The sequence below is a fragment of the Neobacillus sp. D3-1R genome (assembly GCF_052180215.1).
GTDB lineage: Bacteria > Bacillota > Bacilli > Bacillales > Cytobacillaceae > Pseudoneobacillus.
In genome coordinates this window covers 1,198,624-1,221,403 of the sequence record NZ_CP197471.1, presented here as the reverse complement: position 1 = coordinate 1,221,403, position 22,780 = coordinate 1,198,624, and the positions used below count along the sequence as shown (strand labels likewise).

The 22,780-nt window shown below is 35.1% G+C and carries 24 protein-coding genes and 1 other annotated feature; of the genes, 4 read left to right on the top strand and 20 right to left on the bottom strand.

Features of this window, described 5'->3' with window-relative positions; translation table 11 throughout:
- Positions 1-103: 103 nt before the first annotated feature.
- Positions 104-289 carry a hypothetical protein gene (locus ACSBPO_RS06150; RefSeq protein ID WP_442599186.1) on the top strand — a complete coding sequence of 62 codons (186 nt, stop codon included), beginning with the start codon at positions 104-106 and terminating at the stop codon, positions 287-289.
- 227 nt (positions 290-516) lie between these two features.
- On the opposite strand, the gene ACSBPO_RS06145 is transcribed toward ACSBPO_RS06150, so the two are convergent.
- The 5 genes from ACSBPO_RS06145 to ACSBPO_RS06125 all read right to left on the bottom strand — a co-directional run bounded on the left by ACSBPO_RS06145 (position 517) and on the right by ACSBPO_RS06125 (position 6,136).
- A complete protein-coding gene (locus ACSBPO_RS06145; protein WP_442599185.1) occupies positions 517-1,449 on the bottom strand; it encodes an ABC transporter ATP-binding protein in 933 nt (310 codons plus the stop codon).
- A 1-nt stretch (position 1,450) separates the two neighbouring features.
- Positions 1,451-2,518, bottom strand: a complete 1,068-nt coding sequence (locus ACSBPO_RS06140) for an ABC transporter ATP-binding protein (RefSeq protein ID WP_442599184.1) — start codon at positions 2,516-2,518, stop codon at positions 1,451-1,453.
- Positions 2,519-2,529: 11 nt separating this feature from the next.
- Complete coding sequence (locus tag ACSBPO_RS06135; RefSeq protein WP_442599183.1) at positions 2,530-3,447, bottom strand: ABC transporter permease; 918 nt, start codon at positions 3,445-3,447, stop codon at positions 2,530-2,532.
- A 2-nt stretch (positions 3,448-3,449) separates the two neighbouring features.
- Positions 3,450-4,385: an ABC transporter permease gene (locus ACSBPO_RS06130; protein WP_442599182.1), complete on the bottom strand. Its 936-nt coding sequence runs from the start codon at positions 4,383-4,385 to the stop codon at positions 3,450-3,452.
- A 107-nt stretch (positions 4,386-4,492) separates the two neighbouring features.
- Positions 4,493-6,136, bottom strand: coding sequence for a peptide ABC transporter substrate-binding protein (locus tag ACSBPO_RS06125; RefSeq protein ID WP_442599181.1), 1,644 nt, complete (start codon positions 6,134-6,136; stop codon positions 4,493-4,495).
- Between the two features lie 523 nt (positions 6,137-6,659).
- Positions 6,660-6,893: a binding site (T-box leader), on the top strand.
- 159 nt (positions 6,894-7,052) lie between these two features.
- Here ACSBPO_RS06125 and trpS point away from each other — a divergent pair.
- Positions 7,053-8,039, top strand: coding sequence for a tryptophan--tRNA ligase (trpS, locus tag ACSBPO_RS06120; RefSeq protein ID WP_442599180.1), 987 nt, complete (start codon positions 7,053-7,055; stop codon positions 8,037-8,039).
- A gap of 45 nt (positions 8,040-8,084) precedes the next feature.
- On the opposite strand, the gene ACSBPO_RS06115 is transcribed toward trpS, so the two are convergent.
- The 10 genes from ACSBPO_RS06115 to ACSBPO_RS06070 form a co-directional block, all read right to left on the bottom strand.
- Positions 8,085-8,831 carry a YjbA family protein gene (locus ACSBPO_RS06115; protein WP_442599179.1) on the bottom strand — a complete coding sequence of 249 codons (747 nt, stop codon included), beginning with the start codon at positions 8,829-8,831 and terminating at the stop codon, positions 8,085-8,087.
- Positions 8,832-8,908: 77 nt separating this feature from the next.
- On the bottom strand, positions 8,909-9,130 hold the full coding sequence (locus ACSBPO_RS06110) for a hypothetical protein (RefSeq protein ID WP_442599178.1): 222 nt from the start codon (positions 9,128-9,130) through the stop codon (positions 8,909-8,911).
- A gap of 164 nt (positions 9,131-9,294) precedes the next feature.
- Positions 9,295-10,212: an oligopeptide ABC transporter permease gene (opp4C, locus tag ACSBPO_RS06105; RefSeq protein ID WP_442599177.1), complete on the bottom strand. Its 918-nt coding sequence runs from the start codon at positions 10,210-10,212 to the stop codon at positions 9,295-9,297.
- A 13-nt stretch (positions 10,213-10,225) separates the two neighbouring features.
- Entirely contained in the window at positions 10,226-11,191 is a 966-nt protein-coding gene (gene opp4B / locus ACSBPO_RS06100) for an oligopeptide ABC transporter permease (protein ID WP_442599176.1), read from the bottom strand.
- Positions 11,192-11,234: 43 nt separating this feature from the next.
- A complete protein-coding gene (gene opp4A, locus ACSBPO_RS06095) occupies positions 11,235-12,959 on the bottom strand; it encodes an oligopeptide ABC transporter substrate-binding protein (protein ID WP_442599175.1) in 1,725 nt (574 codons plus the stop codon).
- 38 nt (positions 12,960-12,997) lie between these two features.
- A complete protein-coding gene (locus ACSBPO_RS06090; RefSeq protein ID WP_442599174.1) occupies positions 12,998-14,017 on the bottom strand; it encodes an ABC transporter ATP-binding protein in 1,020 nt (339 codons plus the stop codon).
- On the bottom strand, positions 14,017-15,036 hold the full coding sequence (locus ACSBPO_RS06085; RefSeq protein WP_442599173.1) for an ABC transporter ATP-binding protein: 1,020 nt from the start codon (positions 15,034-15,036) through the stop codon (positions 14,017-14,019). Before ACSBPO_RS06085 ends, ACSBPO_RS06090 begins: the two co-directional genes overlap by 1 nt.
- Before the next feature lie 142 nt (positions 15,037-15,178).
- Entirely contained in the window at positions 15,179-15,967 is a 789-nt protein-coding gene (locus tag ACSBPO_RS06080) for a DUF2268 domain-containing protein (RefSeq protein WP_442599172.1), read from the bottom strand.
- A 116-nt stretch (positions 15,968-16,083) separates the two neighbouring features.
- Positions 16,084-17,322, bottom strand: a complete 1,239-nt coding sequence (gene fabF / locus ACSBPO_RS06075) for a beta-ketoacyl-ACP synthase II (RefSeq protein ID WP_442599171.1) — start codon at positions 17,320-17,322, stop codon at positions 16,084-16,086.
- Positions 17,323-17,355: 33 nt separating this feature from the next.
- Positions 17,356-18,291, bottom strand: coding sequence for a beta-ketoacyl-ACP synthase III (locus ACSBPO_RS06070; protein ID WP_442599170.1), 936 nt, complete (start codon positions 18,289-18,291; stop codon positions 17,356-17,358).
- Positions 18,292-18,558: 267 nt separating this feature from the next.
- Here ACSBPO_RS06070 and ACSBPO_RS06065 point away from each other — a divergent pair, with 267 nt between their 5' ends.
- Positions 18,559-18,798, top strand: coding sequence for a hypothetical protein (locus ACSBPO_RS06065; protein ID WP_442599169.1), 240 nt, complete (start codon positions 18,559-18,561; stop codon positions 18,796-18,798).
- Between the two features lie 17 nt (positions 18,799-18,815).
- Here ACSBPO_RS06065 and ACSBPO_RS06060 read toward each other — a convergent pair whose 3' ends face one another.
- From ACSBPO_RS06060 to ACSBPO_RS06050, 3 genes are all read right to left on the bottom strand, one after another.
- Positions 18,816-19,004, bottom strand: a complete 189-nt coding sequence (locus tag ACSBPO_RS06060; RefSeq protein WP_442599168.1) for a ComZ family protein — start codon at positions 19,002-19,004, stop codon at positions 18,816-18,818.
- A 99-nt stretch (positions 19,005-19,103) separates the two neighbouring features.
- Positions 19,104-19,925: a hypothetical protein gene (locus ACSBPO_RS06055; protein WP_442599167.1), complete on the bottom strand. Its 822-nt coding sequence runs from the start codon at positions 19,923-19,925 to the stop codon at positions 19,104-19,106.
- Between the two features lie 303 nt (positions 19,926-20,228).
- Positions 20,229-20,963, bottom strand: a complete 735-nt coding sequence (locus ACSBPO_RS06050) for a hydrolase (protein WP_442599166.1) — start codon at positions 20,961-20,963, stop codon at positions 20,229-20,231.
- A gap of 434 nt (positions 20,964-21,397) precedes the next feature.
- Here ACSBPO_RS06050 and ACSBPO_RS06045 point away from each other — a divergent pair, with 434 nt between their 5' ends.
- Entirely contained in the window at positions 21,398-21,589 is a 192-nt protein-coding gene (locus ACSBPO_RS06045; RefSeq protein ID WP_442600318.1) for a YjzD family protein, read from the top strand.
- A 55-nt stretch (positions 21,590-21,644) separates the two neighbouring features.
- Here ACSBPO_RS06045 and ACSBPO_RS06040 read toward each other — a convergent pair whose 3' ends face one another.
- Positions 21,645-21,824 (bottom strand): YjzC family protein, encoded by a 180-nt coding sequence (locus ACSBPO_RS06040; protein ID WP_442599165.1) that lies wholly within the window; start codon positions 21,822-21,824, stop codon positions 21,645-21,647.
- A gap of 128 nt (positions 21,825-21,952) precedes the next feature.
- Positions 21,953-22,675 (bottom strand): YwiC-like family protein, encoded by a 723-nt coding sequence (locus tag ACSBPO_RS06035; RefSeq protein WP_442599164.1) that lies wholly within the window; start codon positions 22,673-22,675, stop codon positions 21,953-21,955.
- Positions 22,676-22,780: the final 105 nt, after the last annotated feature.

Here is a 22,780-nt window from a genome sequence, read left to right as displayed (position 1 = left end):
CTTTTATTAAAGTAAAACTTCTTTTACAATTAGAGTATAGGCATATAAACTCGATATCAATGTTGGGTCTTACTAACGGCTAAAAGAAAATGGAGGTTTAACTATGGCTGGTTACATAACTGATCTTACAATTGTTGCTTTACTGATTGTTGGGATTACCGCTTTAATGGGTGTAATGACTAATGGAATTGGCGAAAAAGTTTTTGGCGGAAAACACAAATCCGAATTTGTTGATAAATCAGCTAGTATGCAAACAGGTTGGAAAAGTGTTGGCGGAAAGAAAAAATAAATGATCTTAAAAAACTAGCTACTAAGCTAGTTTTTTTATTTTCGAAAAAAATTTTTTAAATATTAAATATTTATAAATAATTGAAAATTTACCGTAGTTTTTTTGTCATTATTGTAGTAATATAATGTTTAAAGCTATATTACATTAACGAATAAAAGTACTAAAGAGATCATTTATCTAACTTATCAAATAAAAAAACGATCTCAAGTTATGAGATCGTTTTTTGTTTAAATTAGCTGTGCTTTATATTGTTTAAATTCCTTCTCTGAACAATTCACAAAATGTCCTGGAGATACTTCTCTCATTTCAACTTGTTCATTTTCTTCATAATTATGAACACTTGGATCATAAGATCTTCTTTTGCGAGTACGTTCAGACTCTGGATCAGGTAACGGAATTGCAGATAACAATGACTGAGTATATGGGTGGAAAGGGTTTTTGTAAAGATCTTCAGCTGGTGCAAGCTCAACTAGCTTTCCAAAGTACATAACTCCAATTCGATCACTAATATACTTTACCATTGAAAGGTCATGTGCAATAAACAAATAGGTTAAGCCTTTTTCACGTTGCAGTTTTTTCATCAAGTTAACTACTTGTGCTTGAATAGAAACGTCAAGTGCAGAAATTGGCTCATCCGCAATAATAAACTCTGGTTGAACTGCCAGTGCACGTGCAATACCAATTCTTTGTCTTTGACCGCCAGAAAACTCGTGTGGATAACGGTTAGCGTGTTCTTTATTTAAACCAACTGTTTCTAATAGGTCATAAACTTGTTGCATACGTTCTTTTTTTGTTTTTGCTAAACCATGAATATCAATGCCTTCTGCAATAATATCTGCAACAGTCATACGTGGATTTAATGAGGCATATGGATCCTGGAAAATCATCTGCATTTTTCGATTGAATTTCTTTAATTCTTTAACAGATTTTTTCCCATGAACATCTTCACCATTAAAAAGCACTTGACCATCAGTTGCATCATATAGACGAATTATGGTACGACCAGTTGTAGATTTACCACATCCGGATTCACCAACAAGACCAAGAGTTTCACCTTTATAAATATCAAATGAAACACCATCAACAGCCTTGACCATATTCGGTCTGCCAACATTAAAATGTTGTTTAAGATCCTTTATTTCTACTAATTTTTCTGCCATTTTATTTCCCCTCCGTTACTAGTACAGGCTTTTCAAAAGTGGAGGATAGTTTACGCATTTTGCGTTTTACCGCTTCCGGTGGCTCAACTTTCGGTGCGTCCGGATGCAATAACCATGTCTTTGCAAAATGTGTTTCTGAAATTTGGAACATAGGCGGTTCTTCTTCAAAATCAATTTGCATGGCATATGGATTTCTCGCAGCAAATGCATCCCCTTTTGGAGGATTTGTTAAATCTGGCGGTGTACCTGGAATAGCAGCCAATTCAGATTTGTCATCATTATCTAAGCTTGGCATAGAAGCTAATAATCCCCATGTATATGGATGGCGAGGATCATAAAAAATTTCATCAACTGTCCCAGTTTCAACAATTTGACCACCGTACATAACCGCAACACGATCAGCAACATTTGCTACAACACCGAGGTCATGAGTGATAAAAATAATAGATGTATCCATTTTAGATTGAAGGTCTTTCATCAATTCTAAAATTTGAGCTTGAATCGTAACATCCAATGCAGTTGTAGGTTCATCGGCAATAAGAAGCTTTGGATTAGCTGCTAGAGCAATTGCAATCATCGCACGTTGTCTCATACCACCTGAAAATTCATGTGGGTATTGATTAACCCTTTTTTCAGGCATAGGGATACCTACTAATTTAAGTAATTCTATTGCACGCTCTTTTGCAGATGCAGTTGATAATTTTTGATGTTTAATTAGCCCCTCCATAATTTGACGGCCAATTTTCATCGTTGGATTTAATGAAGTCATCGGATCTTGGAAAATCATACTAATTTCTTTCCCGCGAACCTTCTCCATTTCCCTATCCGTTAAAGGGACAATATCTTTACCTTCAAACAAGATTTGTCCACCTTTAATTTTACCAGGAGGCATAGGGATTAGTTTCATAATCGTTTGAGTTGTAACAGATTTACCAGAACCTGATTCTCCTACGATAGCTAACGTCTCACCTTTATATAAATCAAAGCTAACACCGCGTACGGCCTTTACTTCTCCTCCATATGTTTGGAATGAGACTTCTAAATCTTTAACTTCTAATAATTTTTCCATCTTCTCACTCCCTATTTACGTAGTCGTGGGTCTAATGCATCCCTTAATCCATCCCCAATTACGTTAAAGGCAAAAATGGTTAATGCGATAAATGTCGCCGGGAAGAATAAACGCCATGGGAAATATTTAAGGGCTGGTAATCCATCTGCAGCCATTGTACCCCAGCTGGCAAGTGGAGGTGTTAATCCTAATCCTAAGAAACTTAAAAAAGATTCAGTGAAAATAGCAGATGGTACAGTAAGAGTCATTGTAACTAAGATAGGACCCATTGTGTTAGGAATTAAATGTTTACCCATAATTCTAGATAAACTTGCCCCTAAAGTTCTTGAAGCAAGAACATATTCCTGACTCTTAAGTGATAATACTTGTCCACGTACAATACGTGACATATTAATCCATCCAGTAATTGTCATGGCTAAAATCATTGTTCCAAGACTTTGCCCTAAAACTACCATAAGTAAGATAACAAGTAATAGGTAAGGAACACCATATAAAACATCGGCCGATCTCATCATAAGTTCATCAGTACGTCCGCCTTTATATCCAGCAAATCCGCCCCAGAGAACTCCAATAGTAAAATCAATAACTGCCGCCATAACACCAATAAGTAATGAAATTCTTGCACCCTCCCAGGTACGTGCGAAAACATCACGTCCAAGGTCATCTGTTCCAAACCAATGTACAGCTGATGGTGCTTTATTTGCATTAGTAAGATCATTTGTAGCATAGTCAAATTTAGTCATGTAAGGTCCAAAGATAGCCATAAAAATTAAAATAGCTAATAAAACAATACCGAACATCGCTAAATGGTTTTTACGAAAACGCATAGATACATCCTTCCAAAAAGAAAGACTAGGTTTCGTAATTTTTTCAGCTTCAGAGTCTTTTGTACCGACTATTTGGAATTTTTCTTTTGATATCTGCTGCATATTTATTCTCCTTTCTTCCCACCAGCTAATTTGATTCGCGGATCAATTAACCCATAGGCGATGTCGACGAGAAGAATAGAAACCAATAAGAGGACACTATAAAACACAGTAACTCCCATGATAACTGTATAATCTCGGTTTGCAATTGAAGTAACAAAGTGAGAACCAAGTCCTGGAATACCGAAAATTCTTTCGATTACGAAGCTTCCAGTAATGATACCAGCAGATAAAGGACCCATATAGGATACAACTGGTAATAATGCATTTCTAATTGTATGTTTAATCGTAATGACACCTTGGCTTAAACCTTTTGATTTTGCTGTACGAATATAATCATTTGCAAGTACTTCTAACATGCTAGAACGAGTTAAACGTGCAATAAATGCCATTGGTGTTGATGCCAATGCTAGTGATGGAAGAATAGTATGTGCGAATGAATCCCAACGAGCAACTGGTAGTAGGCCTAGCTTTATTGCAAAGATATATTGCAAAAAGGATGCCATAATAAAAGATGGAACAGAAATCCCAAGTACAGCGACAATCATTGCGCCGTAGTCTTGCCATTTATTGTGTTTTAGTGCAGCAATGACCCCTAAAAGCACACCGATCGCAACAGCAATCAGAATAGCTTGAACCCCTAATGCTAACGATACAGGGAATCCATCATTAATTAAGTCATTAACCGTTCTTGATTTATATTTAAAAGATGGACCGAAATCCCATTGTGCAATGCGTCCTAAATATTCACCATATTGTACGTACCATGGGTCATTTAATCCGTAATGTTCATTAAGTGCAGCTTCGATTTCAGCCGGCAATTTTTTTTCAGATGTAAAGGGGTTTCCGGGTGCTAAGCGCATGAGGAAAAACGTTGCTGTTACAATAACGTATAAAGACAACAACATGTAAATTAAACGTCTCGTGATGTATTTAGTCATTATGCACACCTCCAATTGTTAGTAAATTGCGAAAGCTTCCTTTCAGAAAGCAAGGTATATGAGCACAAGCCCATATACCTTATTATCATCTTTATTTAATTGAAAGCTTATTCAAAATAAGCCCACTTTAATTGAACATCACCTAAACCAGATACTACAACGTCTTTTAAGTTTTCTTTTTCTACCCATACGTTTGTATAGAAGTAGATAGGAGCAACAGGCATTTCATCCATGAAGATAGCCTCAGCATCCTTTAACATTTGTGCACGCTTATCAGCATCTGTTTCTTTTTGTGAATCATCTAACAACTTCTTGAATTCAGCATTTTCCCAAAGTGTATCGTTATTACCGCCGTTCTTTTCACGGAATAATTCAAGGAAGTTAATTGGATCGTTGAAGTCACCTAACCAACCCATACGCCCAACCATGAAGTCACCTTTGTGAAGCTTATCGATGTAAACAGCCCACTCAGCATTATCTAGAGTTACTTCTACACCAAGTTCTTTTTTCCACATATCTTGAACAGCTTGAGCGATTTTTTGGTGTGCTTCGCTTGTGTTATAAGATAGTGTGATTGCTGGTAATTCAGATACATCTTTTAATCCAAGTTCTTGTAAACCAGTAGCTAAGAATTCTTTTGCTTTTGCTACATCATTGTCAGAGAAATATCCTTGTTCATTTTCAGGGAACATGGACGGAGGAACAGCAGCCATTGCTGGAATCTGTCCACCTTGAGTGATGTTTTCAACAATTGCTTTTCTATTGATTGCATAAGCTAACGCTTTACGGATGTTTTTGTTCTTTAAAGGTCCATTTTCAGTGTTAAACTTATACCAGTAAGTTCCAGCAATTGGCTTAACAATTAAATCACCAGAATCTTTTAATTGAGGTAATGCATCAGTTGGAAGTGTTCCAAATGGTGAACCTGCACGGTCTAATTCACCGTTATCAAACATAGATAATTCAGTATTAGGGTCGTTGATCATGTACATTTCAACTTTAGTTAATTTTACAGTGTCAGCATCCCAATAAGTATCGTTCTTTTCAAGAACAATTTTATCTTGGTGAGACCATTCAGTCATCTTGAAAGGTCCGTTAGAAACATAATCTGCACCAGCTTCTGTGTACCAGTTTGGATTTGCTTCAGCAACTTTGTGGTTAACTGGGTAATAAGTATAGAAAGCAGTTAACTCTAAGAAATAAGGTGTTGCGTTTTCAAGTGTTACTTCAAGAGTTTTGTCGTCAAGAGCTTTAACTCCTAAAGTGTCAACACTAGCTTCACCAGCATTAATTTTTGTAGCGTTTGTAATATAGTAAAGTTGGTAAGCGTATGCAGATTGGTTAGCTGGGTCTAGAGCCCATTTCCATGCATAAACGAAGTCTTCTGCTGTAACAGGATCTCCGTTTGACCATTTAGCATCACGTAATTTGAAAGTATAAGTTTTTAAATCATCAGAAGTAGTAATTTCTTCAGCCATAGCATTCTCTGGCTTTCCGTCTTTACCAATACGAGTTAATCCTTCAAATGTTTGTAATAGTACTCCACCAGAAGTTGCATCACTTGCAAGACCTGGATGTAGTGCAGGTGGTTCTGAGTTAATATTTACACGAAGTTCTTGAGGCACATCTGCTGCTTTGTCGCCTCCGTCTGTCCCTTTGTCATCAGCATTGTCTTTACTGCCAGCACAAGCTGCTAAAAACATACTAAGGACAAGTAACATGCTAAAAAAGACCGATAATCTTTTCTTCACGGTTTTACCCCCTATTTTTTTTCTGCAAACGACTTTACAATTTTTACATTTTCCAAAAATACAATTGTTCATTCTGAGTGTATTGAGAGAATAGTCAAACAATTTACTTTACAATGAGACATTTCCTTAAATGAATAAAAAAAGATAAATTACTATAATAATAGTTTTAACTCAAAAATAATAGTAACTTTCTCTTCATTTAAAATTAAGGAATTTTTTTATTATTAGAAAATGTAACAAAATTGTAATGTTTCGCTTGGTAGTTTTATTATAAATATTTTAAAAATTTAATGCAAGTACGATTTTTTACATAAATTTTATTATTCAAATATAACAATTGTATAAAAGCTTGAAAAACAACGTTTTATTCGACAATTTTCTACTAGTTTTTTTATAAAATTTATTCATATTTCTTTTTAAAAAAACAAATTTATCGAATTTTGTTTTTATTTTGGTAAAATAAGTATGCTTGAACTTGATTTTCAAGTAAAAATGATTTATCTTATAAAAAAAACAATTTATTTAAAAAGCTATGAAAAAGAATAGTACATTCAATTGTCGGATAGATAGAGAGTTTGTGGTTGGTGTAAACAAACATCCCAATGAATGGAATGGACTTTTGAGCTTTGAGCAGGATGATTGAACAATCTTATGGCTTAACGTTTGCCTTACGTTATCAAGGTTCCTAACTAATGATTAGGATTAAGAGACTCATTATGAGTAATTAGGGTGGCACCACGGACCATTCGTCCCTATTTAGGACGATGGTCTTTTTTTATTTATATATAGGATGTGTTAAAGGTTATAATTAATTTTAAGATTATGTTGATTGGAGCGGAAATCAACAACCATGATTAAGAGCACCTATATATAAGTAAAAACTAAAAACAATTTAATAATTGGAGGAAACCTATTTATGCAAACTATTTTTTCTGGCATTCAGCCAAGTGGTACCATTACACTTGGAAATTACATTGGAGCGCTCACCCAATTTATTGAGCTTCAAAATGAATATAATTGCTACTTTTGTATTGTTGATCAACATGCCATTACAGTTCCACAAGATCGTTTAGTACTGCGACAAAACATTCGCAGCTTAGCTGCCCTTTACTTAGCTGTTGGCATTGATCCCGATAAGGTTACTTTGTTTATTCAATCAGAAGTACCAGCCCATGCTCAAGCTGGTTGGATGCTACAATGTGTAGCCTATATTGGTGAATTAGAAAGAATGACTCAATTCAAAGATAAATCTGCTGGTAAAGAGGCTGTAGTTGCAGGACTTTTAACATATCCCCCATTAATGGCTGCCGATATTCTTCTATATAATACAAATCTTGTACCAGTAGGAGAAGACCAAAAGCAGCATTTAGAGTTAACGAGAGATATCGCAGAGAGATTTAATAAAAAATATAATGACATTTTTACTATTCCAGAAGTTAGAATTCCTACAGTAGGGGCAAGAATCATGTCTTTGCAGGAACCAACTAAGAAAATGAGTAAATCAGACCCGAATCAAAAGGCATTTATTAGCTTGTTAGATGAACCTAAACAAATCGATAAAAAAATAAAGAGTGCCGTAACTGACTCTGAAGGTTTAGTAAAATATGATAAAGAAAATAAACCAGGCATTTCAAACTTAATTTCGATCTATTCGATCCTTTCTAAAAAGTCTATTGCTGATATTGAGGCTCTTTATGAAGGGAAAGGATATGGTGAATTTAAAGCAGATTTAGCACAAGTTGTTATAAACGAGTTTGAACCCATTCAAAAAAGATATCATGAATTAATGAAATCTACTTATTTGGATGAGGTATTAGACCAAGGTGCTGCAAAAGCAAATCTGGTTGCTAATAAAATGATAAAGAAAATGGAAAATGCAATGGGATTAGGTAGAAAAAAGTAATAAAAGGAAATGATAAAAAAATAGTCGAGGTCACAGTGACCTCGACTAATTTACTTTTGGACCATGTTCCATTTCCCATAGCTTTTCAAAAAATGGCTGACCTTTTATTATGTTTTCACAAAAAGTTGAATGTTTAGGACTCCAACCTGGTTTCACTTCTTCATATAATTGGTTCCAAATCATTTCAAAATCTAGATCTTGAATATAAGAATATTTAACAGGATTCCATTCTGTATACCAATAGCGAATCTCAGATGTATTTTTTGAGGAATACAGCTGGTCTAGCGCCATAAATAGTAATTGCTTGAGTTGTCTCTCTTTTCGAGTTAAACCTGTCATTAATTCTGGCTCTGGAGCTAAGATGTGAAAATCCCTTTTCAATAATTGCTTATTAAAATTGTACTTTCGTGGGGAATGATTTTCAACCATTTCATAAACAAGCTGTTCTTGTCTAGGGATTAGCCTACTTTTTCTAATTGGAATATTGTAACCAATAGTATCAACAGCAATAATTCCAACACCATCTGTCACCACGAAGCAGTATTCTAATTGAATTCTCTCATGATTTTTTCTTAAAAAAGCTTTTTGAAAAATATCATCTAATAATTGTTGCGGTAATTCTGATAAGTCATTCTCTAAATAATGGAACAAAATGGGTTCTACCTTTAATAGAGGGACTTGATCTAGTAACTCTACACTATCATCTTTTCTCCATTCGTGAAAATGGCAGACATTGTATCCATTTTCTTCTCCTTCAAACCAATTGACCCAAACATCATGAAGATATAGCATGGTACGACCCCTCACTTCAAGAAACTGTTTGTCCATCAGTATGGGCAGTCATCAGTAAATTTATTCCTATTTTGATATCATTCTCCATCATTCCACTTATCAACTGGATAATAAATACTAAACCATGTGAATATAATGCCTATCGGAAGCAAATAGCATTCAATTCTTTTTGATATAAATGTTAAATATTCTAATACACTATTACCCATTGTTAGTAAGTTTAAATATCCAATTGTACTTACACCCCCGGTGCAAGCCAATCCGAAGCCAGTAAGTAATAAGAATACTCTAAATAACATATTCATTTCCCCGAACTCTAATCATAATATATAGTCGATGGCCCACGGTACACACCCTCAAACTTGTCCATTTTTCTACTATATATATGAAGGCAAGCTATTATTATGTACTATTTATCTCCAATCATATTCAAAAAAAATAATCTACCATTTGTCATGGTAGATTATCTGTTAGATTTAGGGTTAAATGCATCTTTTAAACCTTCACCAATAAAGTTAATAGATAAAATGGTTAATGTTAAAACAGCTGCAGGCGGAATCCAAATCCACCATTTAATTGCTAGAACATCTGGGCTTCGTGCTTCGTTAAGCATATTCCCCCAGCTTGGGATATTCATTGGAACCCCAAACCCTAAGAAGCTTAAACCTGTTTCCGCAACAATCATACCAGCAAGAATAAGCGTGGCTTGTACAATAATAGTTGACATTACATTTGGCAACAAATGTTTAAAAATCGTCTTGGCTGGAGAACAACCGATTGAAATCGAGCCTAAAATATATTCATTCTCTTTTTCAGCCATTACTTTACTTCTCACAAGACGTGCCACACCGGTCCAGCTAAGTACACTAATGACGAAAATCAAGGTTGCTGTTCCAGATTCCAAGAAAATTGATTTTAATACAATTACAAATAGTAAGAATGGGAAGTTCATCATAAAATCTGTAAATCTCATTAATGCATTATCAACCCATCCACCAAAATAACCAGATACTGCACCAACAATGGTACCAATTGTTATAACTGATATTGTAATGGTGAAGGCAAGAAGTAATGACGTTTTACCACCATGTAGAGTACGTGCGAAAACATCTCTTCCTGACTTATCTGTTCCAAAAAAATGTTCAGCAGATGGCGTTTTACCAATTTCTCGAATATTAATTTTTGCTGTATCTTCGATAGGCATTGTTAGCGGTTCTGCTAAGATTGATAAAGCACAGACAGTTAATAGAAAAATTAAGCTGATCATCGCAACTTTATTTTTCAAGAATTTTCGGCGGGCGAGAACCCATGGTGATTGGCTTTTAGGTTTAGTAGGTTTTACTAAAGCCGGTGTACTTTCATGTGATACTGTTGGTTCCATTCTCTCTCACCACCTAATTTAAACGAATTCTTGGATCAACTAAACCGTATAAAATATCTGCGATTAAGTTACCAATTAATGTTAATATTGTTAGCATCAAAGCAATTGCCATCATAACTGAATAATCACGAGAACCTACTGATTCAACGAATAAATAACCGATCCCTGGATAAGAGAAAATCGTTTCAGTAATCGTTGCTCCCCCAAATAAAGCAGCAATGTCAAATCCAAGTAGAGTAATAATTGGAATGACTGAATTTCTTAGTATATGTTTATTATAAATCACTGATTCTTTCGTACCTTTTGCTCTTGCTGTACGAACATAATCTTTGCGAGAACTTTCAATCATATCATTTCGTAAGAATTGGGTATAACTCGCAGTTGCCATAGAACCTAATACCAATGCAGGTAATATGGTATGTTTAATTTTACTTACATAATAGTCAAAAGACCCGACTTCTACACCAGATCCAATACTACCACTCGCTGGAACCCAGCCAAGTTTAATCGCAAAAACATAGATTGCTATTAACGCAGCAACAAAGCTTGGTATAGCTAAAGCTAAATAATTGACACCTGAAATTAAATAATCTCCAACTGAGTAAGCATGACGCCCTGAATAGCGCCCCATTAAAAACGCAAGCATGTAAGTAATTAATAATGAACTAATACCTAGAATAATGGTATTTGGTAGTCTTTCACCAACTAATTCCATTACAGGCATTTTATGAACAAAAGAATCCCCGAAATCTCCTTGTAGAACTCCGCCAATCCAACGAATATACTGAGTAGGAAGAGGGTCATTTAATCCCATTTTTTCGCGCATTTCCTCGATATATTGCGGATCTGAATTAAGCGGGTCTATTTTTCCAGAAAGGGCATCCCCTGGCATTAATTTTGCCAGGGTGAATACCACTACTGAGATAAGGAAAATAATAGGAATCATTCCTAGAACTCTTCGGATAATATACTGAAGCATACTCCATTCTCCTTATCAAACAATGTATTTAGAGTAAAGATGATTATTCTGTGATGTGCCAGTTATAGAACTCGTCTGTTCCAAATGGAGTTACTTTTACTCCGCCAACACGTTTGTTGATTGCCCATGCATCTTCACGTTGTTCGAAGAAGATTACAGGAAGCTCTTCGTTAACAAGTTTTTGCCATTCAGCATAAACTTCTTTACGATATTCGATAACGTCTTTGTTTGGATCTTCAGGGAATTGAACAGCTTTCTTAATTAATTCGTCAGACTTTTCGCTGTACCAACGACCCATATTCCACTTGTCAGTAGATAACCAAATACCAGATGGATCTGGATCTGCAGAAAGTCCCCAAGCACCATGGAAAGTTTCAACAGTTGGATCATCAGCATCGATAGAATCATAGAATAAGTTGAAGTCTTTTAAAGCTCCACCGTTAAGTTTTGCATTTACCCCAACTTCTTGCCAAGATTGGATTACGAATTGAGCACGAGCTTCAGAAGTTTCTGCACCGCTCATAGCGTCAAAGTTAACTGTAAATGGCTTACCGTTTGGATCTTCACGGAATCCATCACCATCAACATCTTTATAACCTGCTTCATCTAATAAAGATTTTGCTTTTTCTGGATCAAAATCATATGTGTTAATTTCGCTGTCATCAACTTTTGCCCATGATACTGATGGGAATGGAACGTTTAATGGTTTACCTAATCCGTTACGGAACGCATCAACGAATGCTTGACGATCAAGAGCATATGCTAAAGCTTGACGTACACGCTTATCTTGGAATTTAGGGTTATCCATTACAACTTTTCCAGCTTTATTATCGTAGTGACCAAGGTCAATACCGATATAGCTGTAAGACATTGCATCAGTTGTTACAGGGTTGATGTTTGGAAGAGCTTTAATTTGCTCCCATTGGTCAGAAGGAGCGTTCATTACATCAATTTCACCGTTTTCAATTAAACCTTGAGCAAGGGAACCATCAATAATTTTGTAAACTACGCCATCTAATTTAGCTGGGCCACGCCAGTAATCATCAAAACGCTCAAATTCAATCATTTCACCAGGAACGATGTTTTTCACTTTAAATGGACCAACACCGATTGGATTTTTACGAACTTGATCAGAGTTTGGTAAATCTTTTGCAGAGATATCTCCATAATAATGTTTTGGTTCTGGAATAGACCAAATGTTATCTAGTAAGTTAACTGAAGCTTCTTTTACAGTAACTTCGATTGTGTAATCATCGATTACTTTAATACCTTCAATTGTTTTTGCTTTACCGTCTTTATACTCTTGAGCACCTTTGATCATTTCTACGTTTGCGAAACGAGGACCTTCATAAGATGGATCAGCAATTAAGTACCAAGCATATTCCATATCTTCAGCTTTTAATTCTACACCATCATGCCATTTAACACCTTTTTTAAGGTTAAAAGTTAACTTTAAATGGTCATCAGAAAGTGTCCAATCAGCCAAGTTTGGTTCTGGTTGTAATTGGTCATTTGTTGCAATTAAACCTTCATGCATAAATTGAAGTGCGTTTGCATCGTCTTCCCCTTCATAGAATGCAAAAGAAAGAACGCCTTTGAATGGTTGTGTATAACCAAATGTTACTTTACCACCAGATTTTACTTCGCCTGTTTCTTTACCTGCGTTGTCTTTAGGCTCTGTAGAAGACTTTTTGTCTCCTGAACAAGCAGCTAAGAACAACGACATGATCATTACTAGTGAAACTAGCCATAATGCTGACTTTTTCATGTTTTTCCCCCCGGTAATTTTAATTTAGTTTTTGAAACTTAATTGTACAAGTGACATGCAACCCTATGCCCAGGCTTCACCTCCTTCAATACTGGCTTCACGCTTGAACACTCAGGTCTAGCGTGAGCACAGCGCGGATGGAATGTACAGCCTGAAGGTGGAGCGATTGGACTTGGTACATCGCCCTCAAGAATGATTCTATCCTTCTTTTTCCGTGGATCTGGCTCTGGAATAGCTGAAATTAAAGCTTGTGTATAAGGATGTAAAGGCTCAGCATATAAACTATCTTTTTCTGATACCTCTACAAGACCACCTAGATACATAACGCCAATTCGATCACTCATGTGTTTTACAACACTTAAGTCATGCGCTATGAATAAAAAAGTTAAGCCAAACTCGTCTTGAAGTTCTTTTAAAAGATTTAAAACTTGTGATTGTACGGATACATCCAGCGCTGAAACTGGCTCATCCGCAATAATCAATTTTGGTCTTAATGCAAGAGCCCTTGCAATACCAATACGTTGTCGCTGTCCACCTGAGAATTCATGTGGATATTTATAGTAGGCATCCTCTGGAAGACCGACCTTTTCCAAAAGATCCATTACTTCATCTTTTAAATCTTTTTGTGACTTCTTCGTATAGTTACGAATTGGCTCAGCAATTAGGTTTCCAACCATCATCATTGGATTAAGTGAAGCATATGGGTCCTGAAACACCATTTGAAAATCTTTCCGGATTTTTCTTAATGATGTTCCTCTTAAGTTCGTAATATCTTGACCACCAAAGATGATTTTCCCCTCAGTTGGTTCCAATAATCTAAGAATCGTACGTCCTGCAGTAGATTTACCACAGCCCGATTCACCAACTAAACCTAATGTTTCTCCCTTTTTTATTTCAAAGGAAATATCATCTACGGCTTTAACAACTGCTACCGTTTTTCTTAATATTCCACCTTTTATAGGATAATAGGTTTTTAGATTACGTACCTCTAATAGAGTCTCTTTTTCATTCTTATCCTTAATTGCAGAAGTAGAATTTTTCAAATCTGTTGCACTCATTATGCTTTCACCCCTTCTTTAGGCTGACTTGTTTCATAGAGTAAACAAGCCACATCATGATCTTTATCGGTTTCAGCTAAAAGTGGGGTAACACTTGTACATTCTGGCATTGCTTGAGGACAGCGTGCAGCAAACTTACATCCATGTTTAGGCATATTCTTTAAGGATGGTACGATCCCTTTTATCGTGCTTAGGACTTCTACGTCTTCATCCATTTTAGGAATAGCTCCCATTAGAAGCTTTGTATAAGGATGTTTTGGGTCATGGAATAATGTATCTACATCTGTTTTTTCAACTATTCTTCCAGCGTACATAACTATTACTTCATCACACATTTCAGCTACTACTCCTAAGTCATGTGTGATTAAAATGACAGACATGTCGTTTACTTCTTGAATTTCTTTTAATAATTCAAGTATTTGGGCTTGTACAGTAACATCAAGCGCTGTTGTTGGTTCATCTGCAATCAGTAGCTTCGGTTGGCAAGCGATTGCTATCGCAATCATAACCCTTTGTCTCATACCACCAGATAATTGATGTGGATATTCATCTACAATTTTTTCTGGTCTAGAAATCCCAACACTTTTTAAAAGTGCAACGCTCTTTAGTCGGGCTTCTTTTTTCGAAATTTTTTGGTGATTAAGTAATACTTCTTGTAATTGGAATCCAATTGTGAAAACTGGATTTAATGAAGTCATTGGTTCTTGGAAAATCATTGAAACATCTTTTCCACGGACTTTATTAATCTCTTTATCTGTTAATTTTTCTAAATGAACACCATCGAAAAGAATTTCACCTGAATGTATTTTCCCTATACCTTTAGGTAAAAGCTTCATAATGGAGAGAGACATAACGGACTTACCGCAACCGGACTCACCTACGATCCCGACTATTTGTCGAGGCTTTACTGTGAAAGAAACATTATCCACTGCATTGTAATATTGACCATCAATGGAAAAAGCTGTTTCTAAATTTTTCACTTCAAGCAAAGGTGCGTCGCTATGGATATTTGTGCTCATATGGACACCTCTTACTTTTTTAAATTATCAGTAAATTTTGCTTTATTTGAATAAAATATTATTACAGATTTATTACAATTGCAATAGTTTTTTTAACTTTTAGAAACTAAAAGTTTAGAGATAACGAAAAAAGCCTGTTTATTCAGGCTTCTTCAGAAAATTTTTTTATAAAAATTTCGGGTACCAAAGAAAATGATGCTTTTGTAGAAAAATTTTCGTGCTTCCTATACTTTCGAACTATATGATACCCGCAAGTATAGCCTAACATCTTTGGTACAAACCCTTTTCCGAACAATAAATGATCATGAAGACTATCTTTTTTCTTTATTGATAAATGCTTTTTAAAATATTTTTGCCAATATTGGTTAAATTGTTCATTTGGTAATTCTTTACTCCAACTAGCTACATACTTTTTTCCTAAATGCTCATGAACAGCATCCTCTGCAAGCCCTTCCATAATGATAGAGTCAAGTAGTGTATATTCATTTAATGGTTTAGTTAATCCATTCATTCGGCAAACATGATGATATTCATGAATGATTAGTGCTTCTAGTTCTTGACTATCGTCTAAATTTGATAAAAATAGGAATATCTTATCTTTAAATGATACTCCCGATTTTGTCTGATTTGACCTAAATAGCAAACGACTGCCCTTATCTATAGGAAAAATATAAATGGGTACTTTGGGTCCTTTCCAATCTTCTTTATACTTGCTATAAATTAATTGGACCTGATCCCATGTCCTTCCCTTTTTTAGTTCTTCGAATACATTCTTACTCTCAGAATTAGGTCGATACATTCCAAATTGGACCAAGTATTGATAGAAACGTTGCAATTCACTCTTGTTTTGAAAACCACTCATTTTCTTACACATTTCTATAGGATGTTCAAATGAGTCCCTTAACCAAATGTCAGTTCTTTCGACTCCCATTACCCCACCCCTTTTTCTTCATCTCTTCACATAGTATGTAGAAAAAGTTAAAATGCCCGTAAATTTAGAAAGAGACAAAAAAAGAGAGGAGATGATGGAACATCCCCTCTGCAGTATTACTTTTCAAATCTTTTCAACGCAATCGTCGCGTTATGACCACCAAAGCCTAAAGAATTACTGATAGCTGCTTTAATTTCTTTATGGCGAGCTTCATTTGGGACATAATCAAGATCACATACTGGGTCTGGTGTTTCTAAATTAATCGTTGGCGGTAAAATATTTTCCTTAATGGCTAGAGCAGTAAAAATGGCTTCTACCCCTCCTGCTGCCCCCAGTAAGTGCCCTGTCATTGATTTCGTGGAACTAACAGCAAGTTTATATGCATGTTCCCCAAAAACTGTTTTAATTGCTTGCGTTTCATATTTATCATTATATTCCGTACTTGTACCATGAGCATTAATATAATCTATATCATCAGGGTTTAAGCCAGCATCATCTATAGCCATTTTCATAGCACGTGCTCCACCTTCTCCTTCTGGTGCCGGCGCTGTAATATGATAAGCATCTCCAGTTGCCCCATATCCTACAATTTCAGCATATATCTTTGCGCCACGTGCAAGGGCATGCTCCAGTTCCTCTAGAATAACAATACCCGCACCTTCCCCCATGACAAAGCCATCACGATTTTTATCAAATGGACGACTCGCTTTATTAGGATCTTGATTGGTTGATAAAGCTGTATTGGCACAGAACCCAGCTACCGACATTCTTGTGATTGGTGCTTCAGCCCCACCCGTTACCATTACATCTGCATCTCCGCGTTGGATGACTTTAAATGCGTCACCAATGGAATTCGTTCCAGTTGCACACGCCGTAACGGTACAAGAATTAAATCCTCTTGCCCCGAGGGTAATCGATACTTGACCTGTTGCCATATCTGGAATCATCATGGGTACAAAGAAAGGACTTACTCTTCTATAGCCACGATTTAAGAATGTTTCAAATTGATTCTCGAACGTTTCCATTCCACCAATACCTGAACCAATCCAAACACCTACTCTTGGTGCATTTTCTTCATTAATGATTAAATCTGCATCCTTTACAGCCATTAACGAAGCCGCTACTGCATAATGAGTAAAACGATCCATTTTTCTAGCTTCTTTTTTATCAATAAACTCTTCCACATTAAAATCTCTGATTTCGGCAGCTACCTTTGCTGGATATTCATCAGCATTTACTCTTGTTAGTGGTCCTACGCCAGAGACACCATTTTTAATATTATTCCATGTTGTCTCAACATTACTTCCCAGTGGAGTCACAGCTCCTATACCTGTAATCACTACCCGACGTTTCATATATTTTTCAACTCCTAATGTATGTTTGTTCGTTTATCTTCCCCAACGTAATGCGATGGCTCCCCATGTTAGACCGCCACCAAAACCAACCAATACGATTAAATCATCCTCTTTTATTTTTCCGGCTTCTAATTCTTCAACCATTGAAATCGGAATGGAAGCTGCTGAAGTATTCCCGTACTTATTTACGGTTTTTGACATTTTTTCTTCAGGTAATTCCAGGCGTTGTCTAGATGCTTCCATAATTCGAATATTTGCCTGATGAGGAATGAGGAAATCAACATCTTGTTTGGTAAGACCGGCCTTTTCTAAAACATTAACACTGCTTTCTCCCATTTGTCTAACAGCGAACTTAAACACTTCTCTACCATTCATTGTAATAAATTGTTCTTCTTGGTATAAATGCTTTCCTCCTGACCCATCAGCACCTAACTCAAATGAAAGAATTCCTCTTCCTGCCGATACCTGCCCAAGGACGACAGCGCCAGCTCCATCACCAAATAATACAGCTGTATTTCGATCGTTCCAATCCACAATTTTCGTAAGTTTTTCCACACCAACTACTAGTACATATTTATAAGTTCCACTTTCAATAAATTGCTTGGCAGTTACCATTCCATACATAAATCCTGCACAAGCAGCACTAATGTCCATTGCTGCTGCTTTTTTTGCTCCAAGTTTATCCTGTATCATACAAGCAACAGATGGAAATGGCTGGTCCGGGGTAACAGTTGCTACAAGAATCATATCAATCTCAGCAGCTGAAATACCGGCATTTTCGATGGCTTTTTGTGCAGCAGCGTACGCCATGTCAGATGTATCAACATCATCTGTAGAGATTCTTCTTTCTTCTATTCCTGTTCTTGTTCGAATCCATTCATCAGACGTATCCATCATTTTCTCTAAATCAAAATTTGTTACTATTTTTTCTGGCAAATATCTTCCGATTCCTACAATACCTGCGTTCATAATGATCCAACTCCTTTTTTTAGGGAAAGCAGATGTTATTTGATATCTAGTTTTATCTTTCCATCTAATCCGTCATATAAGCATTTTCATTTGTACTAAAATAGTTTCTCTTTAATATTATAATCAATTATTATGACTTGGTACTAATTTTAACAAATATTGTTCCTTTCTTGCAAGAGTTTGTATTTATTTCAGGCATTAACCCATACCATTAGAACCTTTTACCATAATCTAAAGTAATGAGTATAAAATTTTGAGGTGATAGGAATGTCAAATAATAAAAGGTCTCAAAGCGATGATCCGATTTCAAAGTTTATGTTTGGAGATAAAACAAGAAGAAATGATTCTATAGATGAAATCGAAAATGAAAATTCTAATAATAGTACCATTGATTACGAACAACTTTTTAATACATTTGATACTCTTGTGGAATCTGCTAGTAAACTTAAACCTTTATTATCAAAAGTAACACCATTAATCGAAAAACATTTTCTCAAAAAAAAATAAGCAGCTCTAATGGCTGCTTATTTTTCATTCGCTAATGCTTCTTCTTTTCCTAATTCATAGGCTTCATTCATCACTTTTGTAAATAGAGTCATCAAGGGCTGAATCATTTCCATAGATAATTCAACACCAGCCTGGTTTAATTGCTGCTGTGCTTCTGGAAAGTACTTCATTGCTATTTGTAAAAATTTCATTGAATTGTCTTGCATTTTCCAATCTCCTTATTTTTTATGGTTGTTTGTGCTTAGCTATGTAAAATCCTAAAACTAACTCTCATTTTATACTGTCATTAAACAAATGAAAAGAAGCTATAAAAGCTTCTTTATAATTTCAGCTTGATTTTTTTGATGTTTCAATGCCTCGCTTAAGGGAATATTGCCTTTAACTTTTATGATTTGGCAATCTTCATGAATTTGTAAATCTTCCTTTTGTCTATTTTGGTAAAATGATTGTAGATTTAAATACTCTGCACATTTTAACCATTTATTCCCCTCTTCACTTTGTAAAATAATTTTTGACGATTCATTAATATTTAAAAGAGAAACTAATTTATCTGTCAGGTCATCAATATATATGGCATCCATCATACATTCTCTTTTATCAAATACCATTTTGTCTGTTTCTTCCTTTAGATAATATTGTTGAAATAAAAATGTTTCTGGCTGCCAGGGTCCATAAACGGTTGGTAAATAAATAGTTTGAAGCGGTCTATTAAATTTTTTCAGCCAATTTATTTGTTCTTGAATGAGGAAGGGAACCCCATTTAGAAACTCGTAAGGATAAAGACATACGAATTTTAACTTGTCAGGATGTCTACAAGTAAGCGCCATATCCAGTTTCATAAATGGATGGCTTACAAATCTTTTTTCATCTAATGTATGAAAGAAATCATAATATGAAATGATGATAGTTGTTTCTCGATCTTCTTCAAGAATATGAGTATCTTCTCCAAATGAACGTTCTTGAAAATTCGCATTTCTTCCAATCATTAACTTTTTATTTTCTATTATATCTTGTAATTCCCCTATATCTAAATGATATCCATTCACTTCATAGCCTTCTTCTAGTAACTTCACACAAGTACTATATCCAACAAAACCATATGTTCCAAATATAATAACCTTGTCCATTACATATCCTCCTAAGAAAAAAGCATAAAAGTCCTTTTTGTGTAAAAAGGTAAGTGCCACTTCCTTCTCGAGTACTTACCTTTTCTATAAGGCTCTTTTCTGAAACTTTGTTGCTATTTGTAACTAATAAATAGGCATTTCACTATATAGGGTGTTAAACTCATACTAAAATGAAGAAAAGAGCTGAGCTCTTATTAAGAGAGCCTGTAAAAATCCGGCTTTAGGGATTTTTACGAGAACCACAATCTATACGAAAACAGCTTTAAGCAAACTTCATTGTATCCTATGCGTAAAGGTTGTAATTTATAATTCTTTTTCAAATTGTTGAAAAAAATGGCTCATAATCGGACCTAATTGCCCTTTCTTTTCTGGCAACAAAAAAGTGGATTGAATATGGTCATTTTGTTTTTCCCAGTTTGAAACTATCCTTTTGGAAACCTCTGAATTTTGATAAGCACGTCTATTGGATAATACATGTATGATCTTAATCGGTACATGCGGGACCTCGTTTGTTCCTTCCATTAGAACCACTTGCTCCTCAACCTTTTCTTTTTCAATCTCATACGATTCAGAAATCTCTTTTAAAAGCTTTTTATAAAAAAATTTAGATTCTTTTTCTTGTTCTAACTGATGTTTTAAGGAAAGGATAGGATTCAAGAGAACGATAGACCGAACGTTCCCCTTTAAATTTTTTAAAAGATTTAAAACAATAAGGGCTCCCATTCCCTCTGCAATAATATGGATTTTACTATTTAATATTTCCGTTCTCATTATGTGATGATAAAGTCTTTCTGCCATTTTATACGCTTTTTCATTCCCCCAATGCTTTCCATATAAATTCGAATAGAATATGGTATATCCCTTTTCTTTTAGATGATTCATTAAATACTGCTTCCCCTCATTTTGTAACCAGAAGCTTTTTTGTTCATCAACGAAATGTCTCTCATCTCCGATTATGAGGATACCAAAACCATTTGGCTTTTCGGAGTAATGAATCATATTCCATTCCGTTTCCAGTTTAAAGTTTCGGTTCTTCATAACGAAATCTCCTTTATCTAATTTCCTTTATTATTGTATGTATTTTCACAATATTTGAAAGGGAAAATGCCTATAAAATAACATATTTTAAAATAAAGCTTTTCTTTATACTCGAGATAAAAGCTGTTTTCGTATAGATTGTGGTCTTCGTAAAAATCCCTAAAGCCGGATTTTTACAGGCTCTCTTAATAAGTGCTCAGCTCTTTTCTTAAATTTCATATGAGTTTAACAACCTATATTGTGAAATGCCTATTTATTAGTTACAAAAAGCAACAAAGTTTCAGAAAAGAGCCAGATAAACAATTTAAATGTGTTTTTACTCTATTCAACGTTTCACATTTGTCTTTCATATGGTAAGATGATAGGGGAAAATATAAGGCAAGAAAGCCTAATTTAGGCAAGGCAATTTATAAAATAGTAAGAGGTGAATTATGATGCGTTACTTTTGGACATTCTTTTGGACATTCCTTTTAGTTCAAATGCTTAATTATGTTGTATCTTCCATGAGTGGAACTGAATTCAACTTTGTTACTGGAACGATTCTTGCAGTGATTGTAACCGTTTTACTATTTATCGTTTCGCTAATCATTCCCAATGATCCTGTTGAACATCATGGGGCACATTAATACACTGTTCTCATGATAAAAAGCCATCCACATTTCGGATGGCTTTTTCATTTTTTTAAGGTTTTCTTACATAAGTCCAATGACGCTTATCATTAGATGTTTCTGGGAAAGGGTCCCCTGCATTTAATTTGATTTTTTTTGGATTTACAACATTATCCCCAGTATCTCCAATTTCAATATAATATCCGTTATTAGGTGCTTTATGTCCCGATTTAAAAACATGGCTTTGGCCCATTATAACCATCCCTTCTTTGAAATATCATTAATAGTATTACCTTTTCATAAAAGAAAACATCGGCAATTTTCTCCAACAAGATATTCCAAAGTATGACAAATTATTTCCTGAGCAATAGTTCGTTACTTTCAACCTAATATGAGACGGATAAAGATAAAACAAAAGAAGATCGCAGCATTTATGATTTCATATATCCCCACTTTTTTAGCCGAAATGGACCTACCATAAAAAACAATCGATCTTATTAAGCTAGGTAGAAAGGCTAAAAAAATCAGCCATTCACCCAAAAGTATCCATAAAATAGTGGCAAATAAGTGATACCCCCATGAAACCCACTTAAAAGAATGATTCTTTTTTTCCCTAATCATTGTTTTCACATAAAAAGTGCAACCAATAAAAAACAAAAAGCTTGTGATGAATACTAATATGATATTAGCTGTCATTTCCTCTGAGACTAGGTATCCGCTTGCAACTCCAGCTATAGCAAAAGTAAATACAGCACTAACATCATTTCCTAATGATCGATCTTGATTCCTGCTTGAGTAATACGCATTAATAAAAAAGAAAGGAATCATCATAATGCCAAAATAGAAAAGTTTTGGCTGGTGCCATATAGGGATGGATAAAAATAAAAGTGCAGGTACCATATATATGAAAGACCATTTGATATGAAAGGCCATTTTCTTTCCTTTAAACAATAGCAACATTGGATACGTTGCTAAATAAAGAAACAACCAACCAATAAAAAAAGGAACATGCTGCCATATCATGCTTGTTGCTGCGACTCCAAGCCAAAATGGTATGATTAACATTGCCCATGCACCATGTTGTTTTGGTAGAAATACCTTCATGGAAATCACTCTCCTTGATTGCTTATTTCCAATATATAAGAAATGTACAAGTAAAAAAGTGAACATTATCACTTCATAATAAAGAAAGAAGGCAATTCTGCCTTC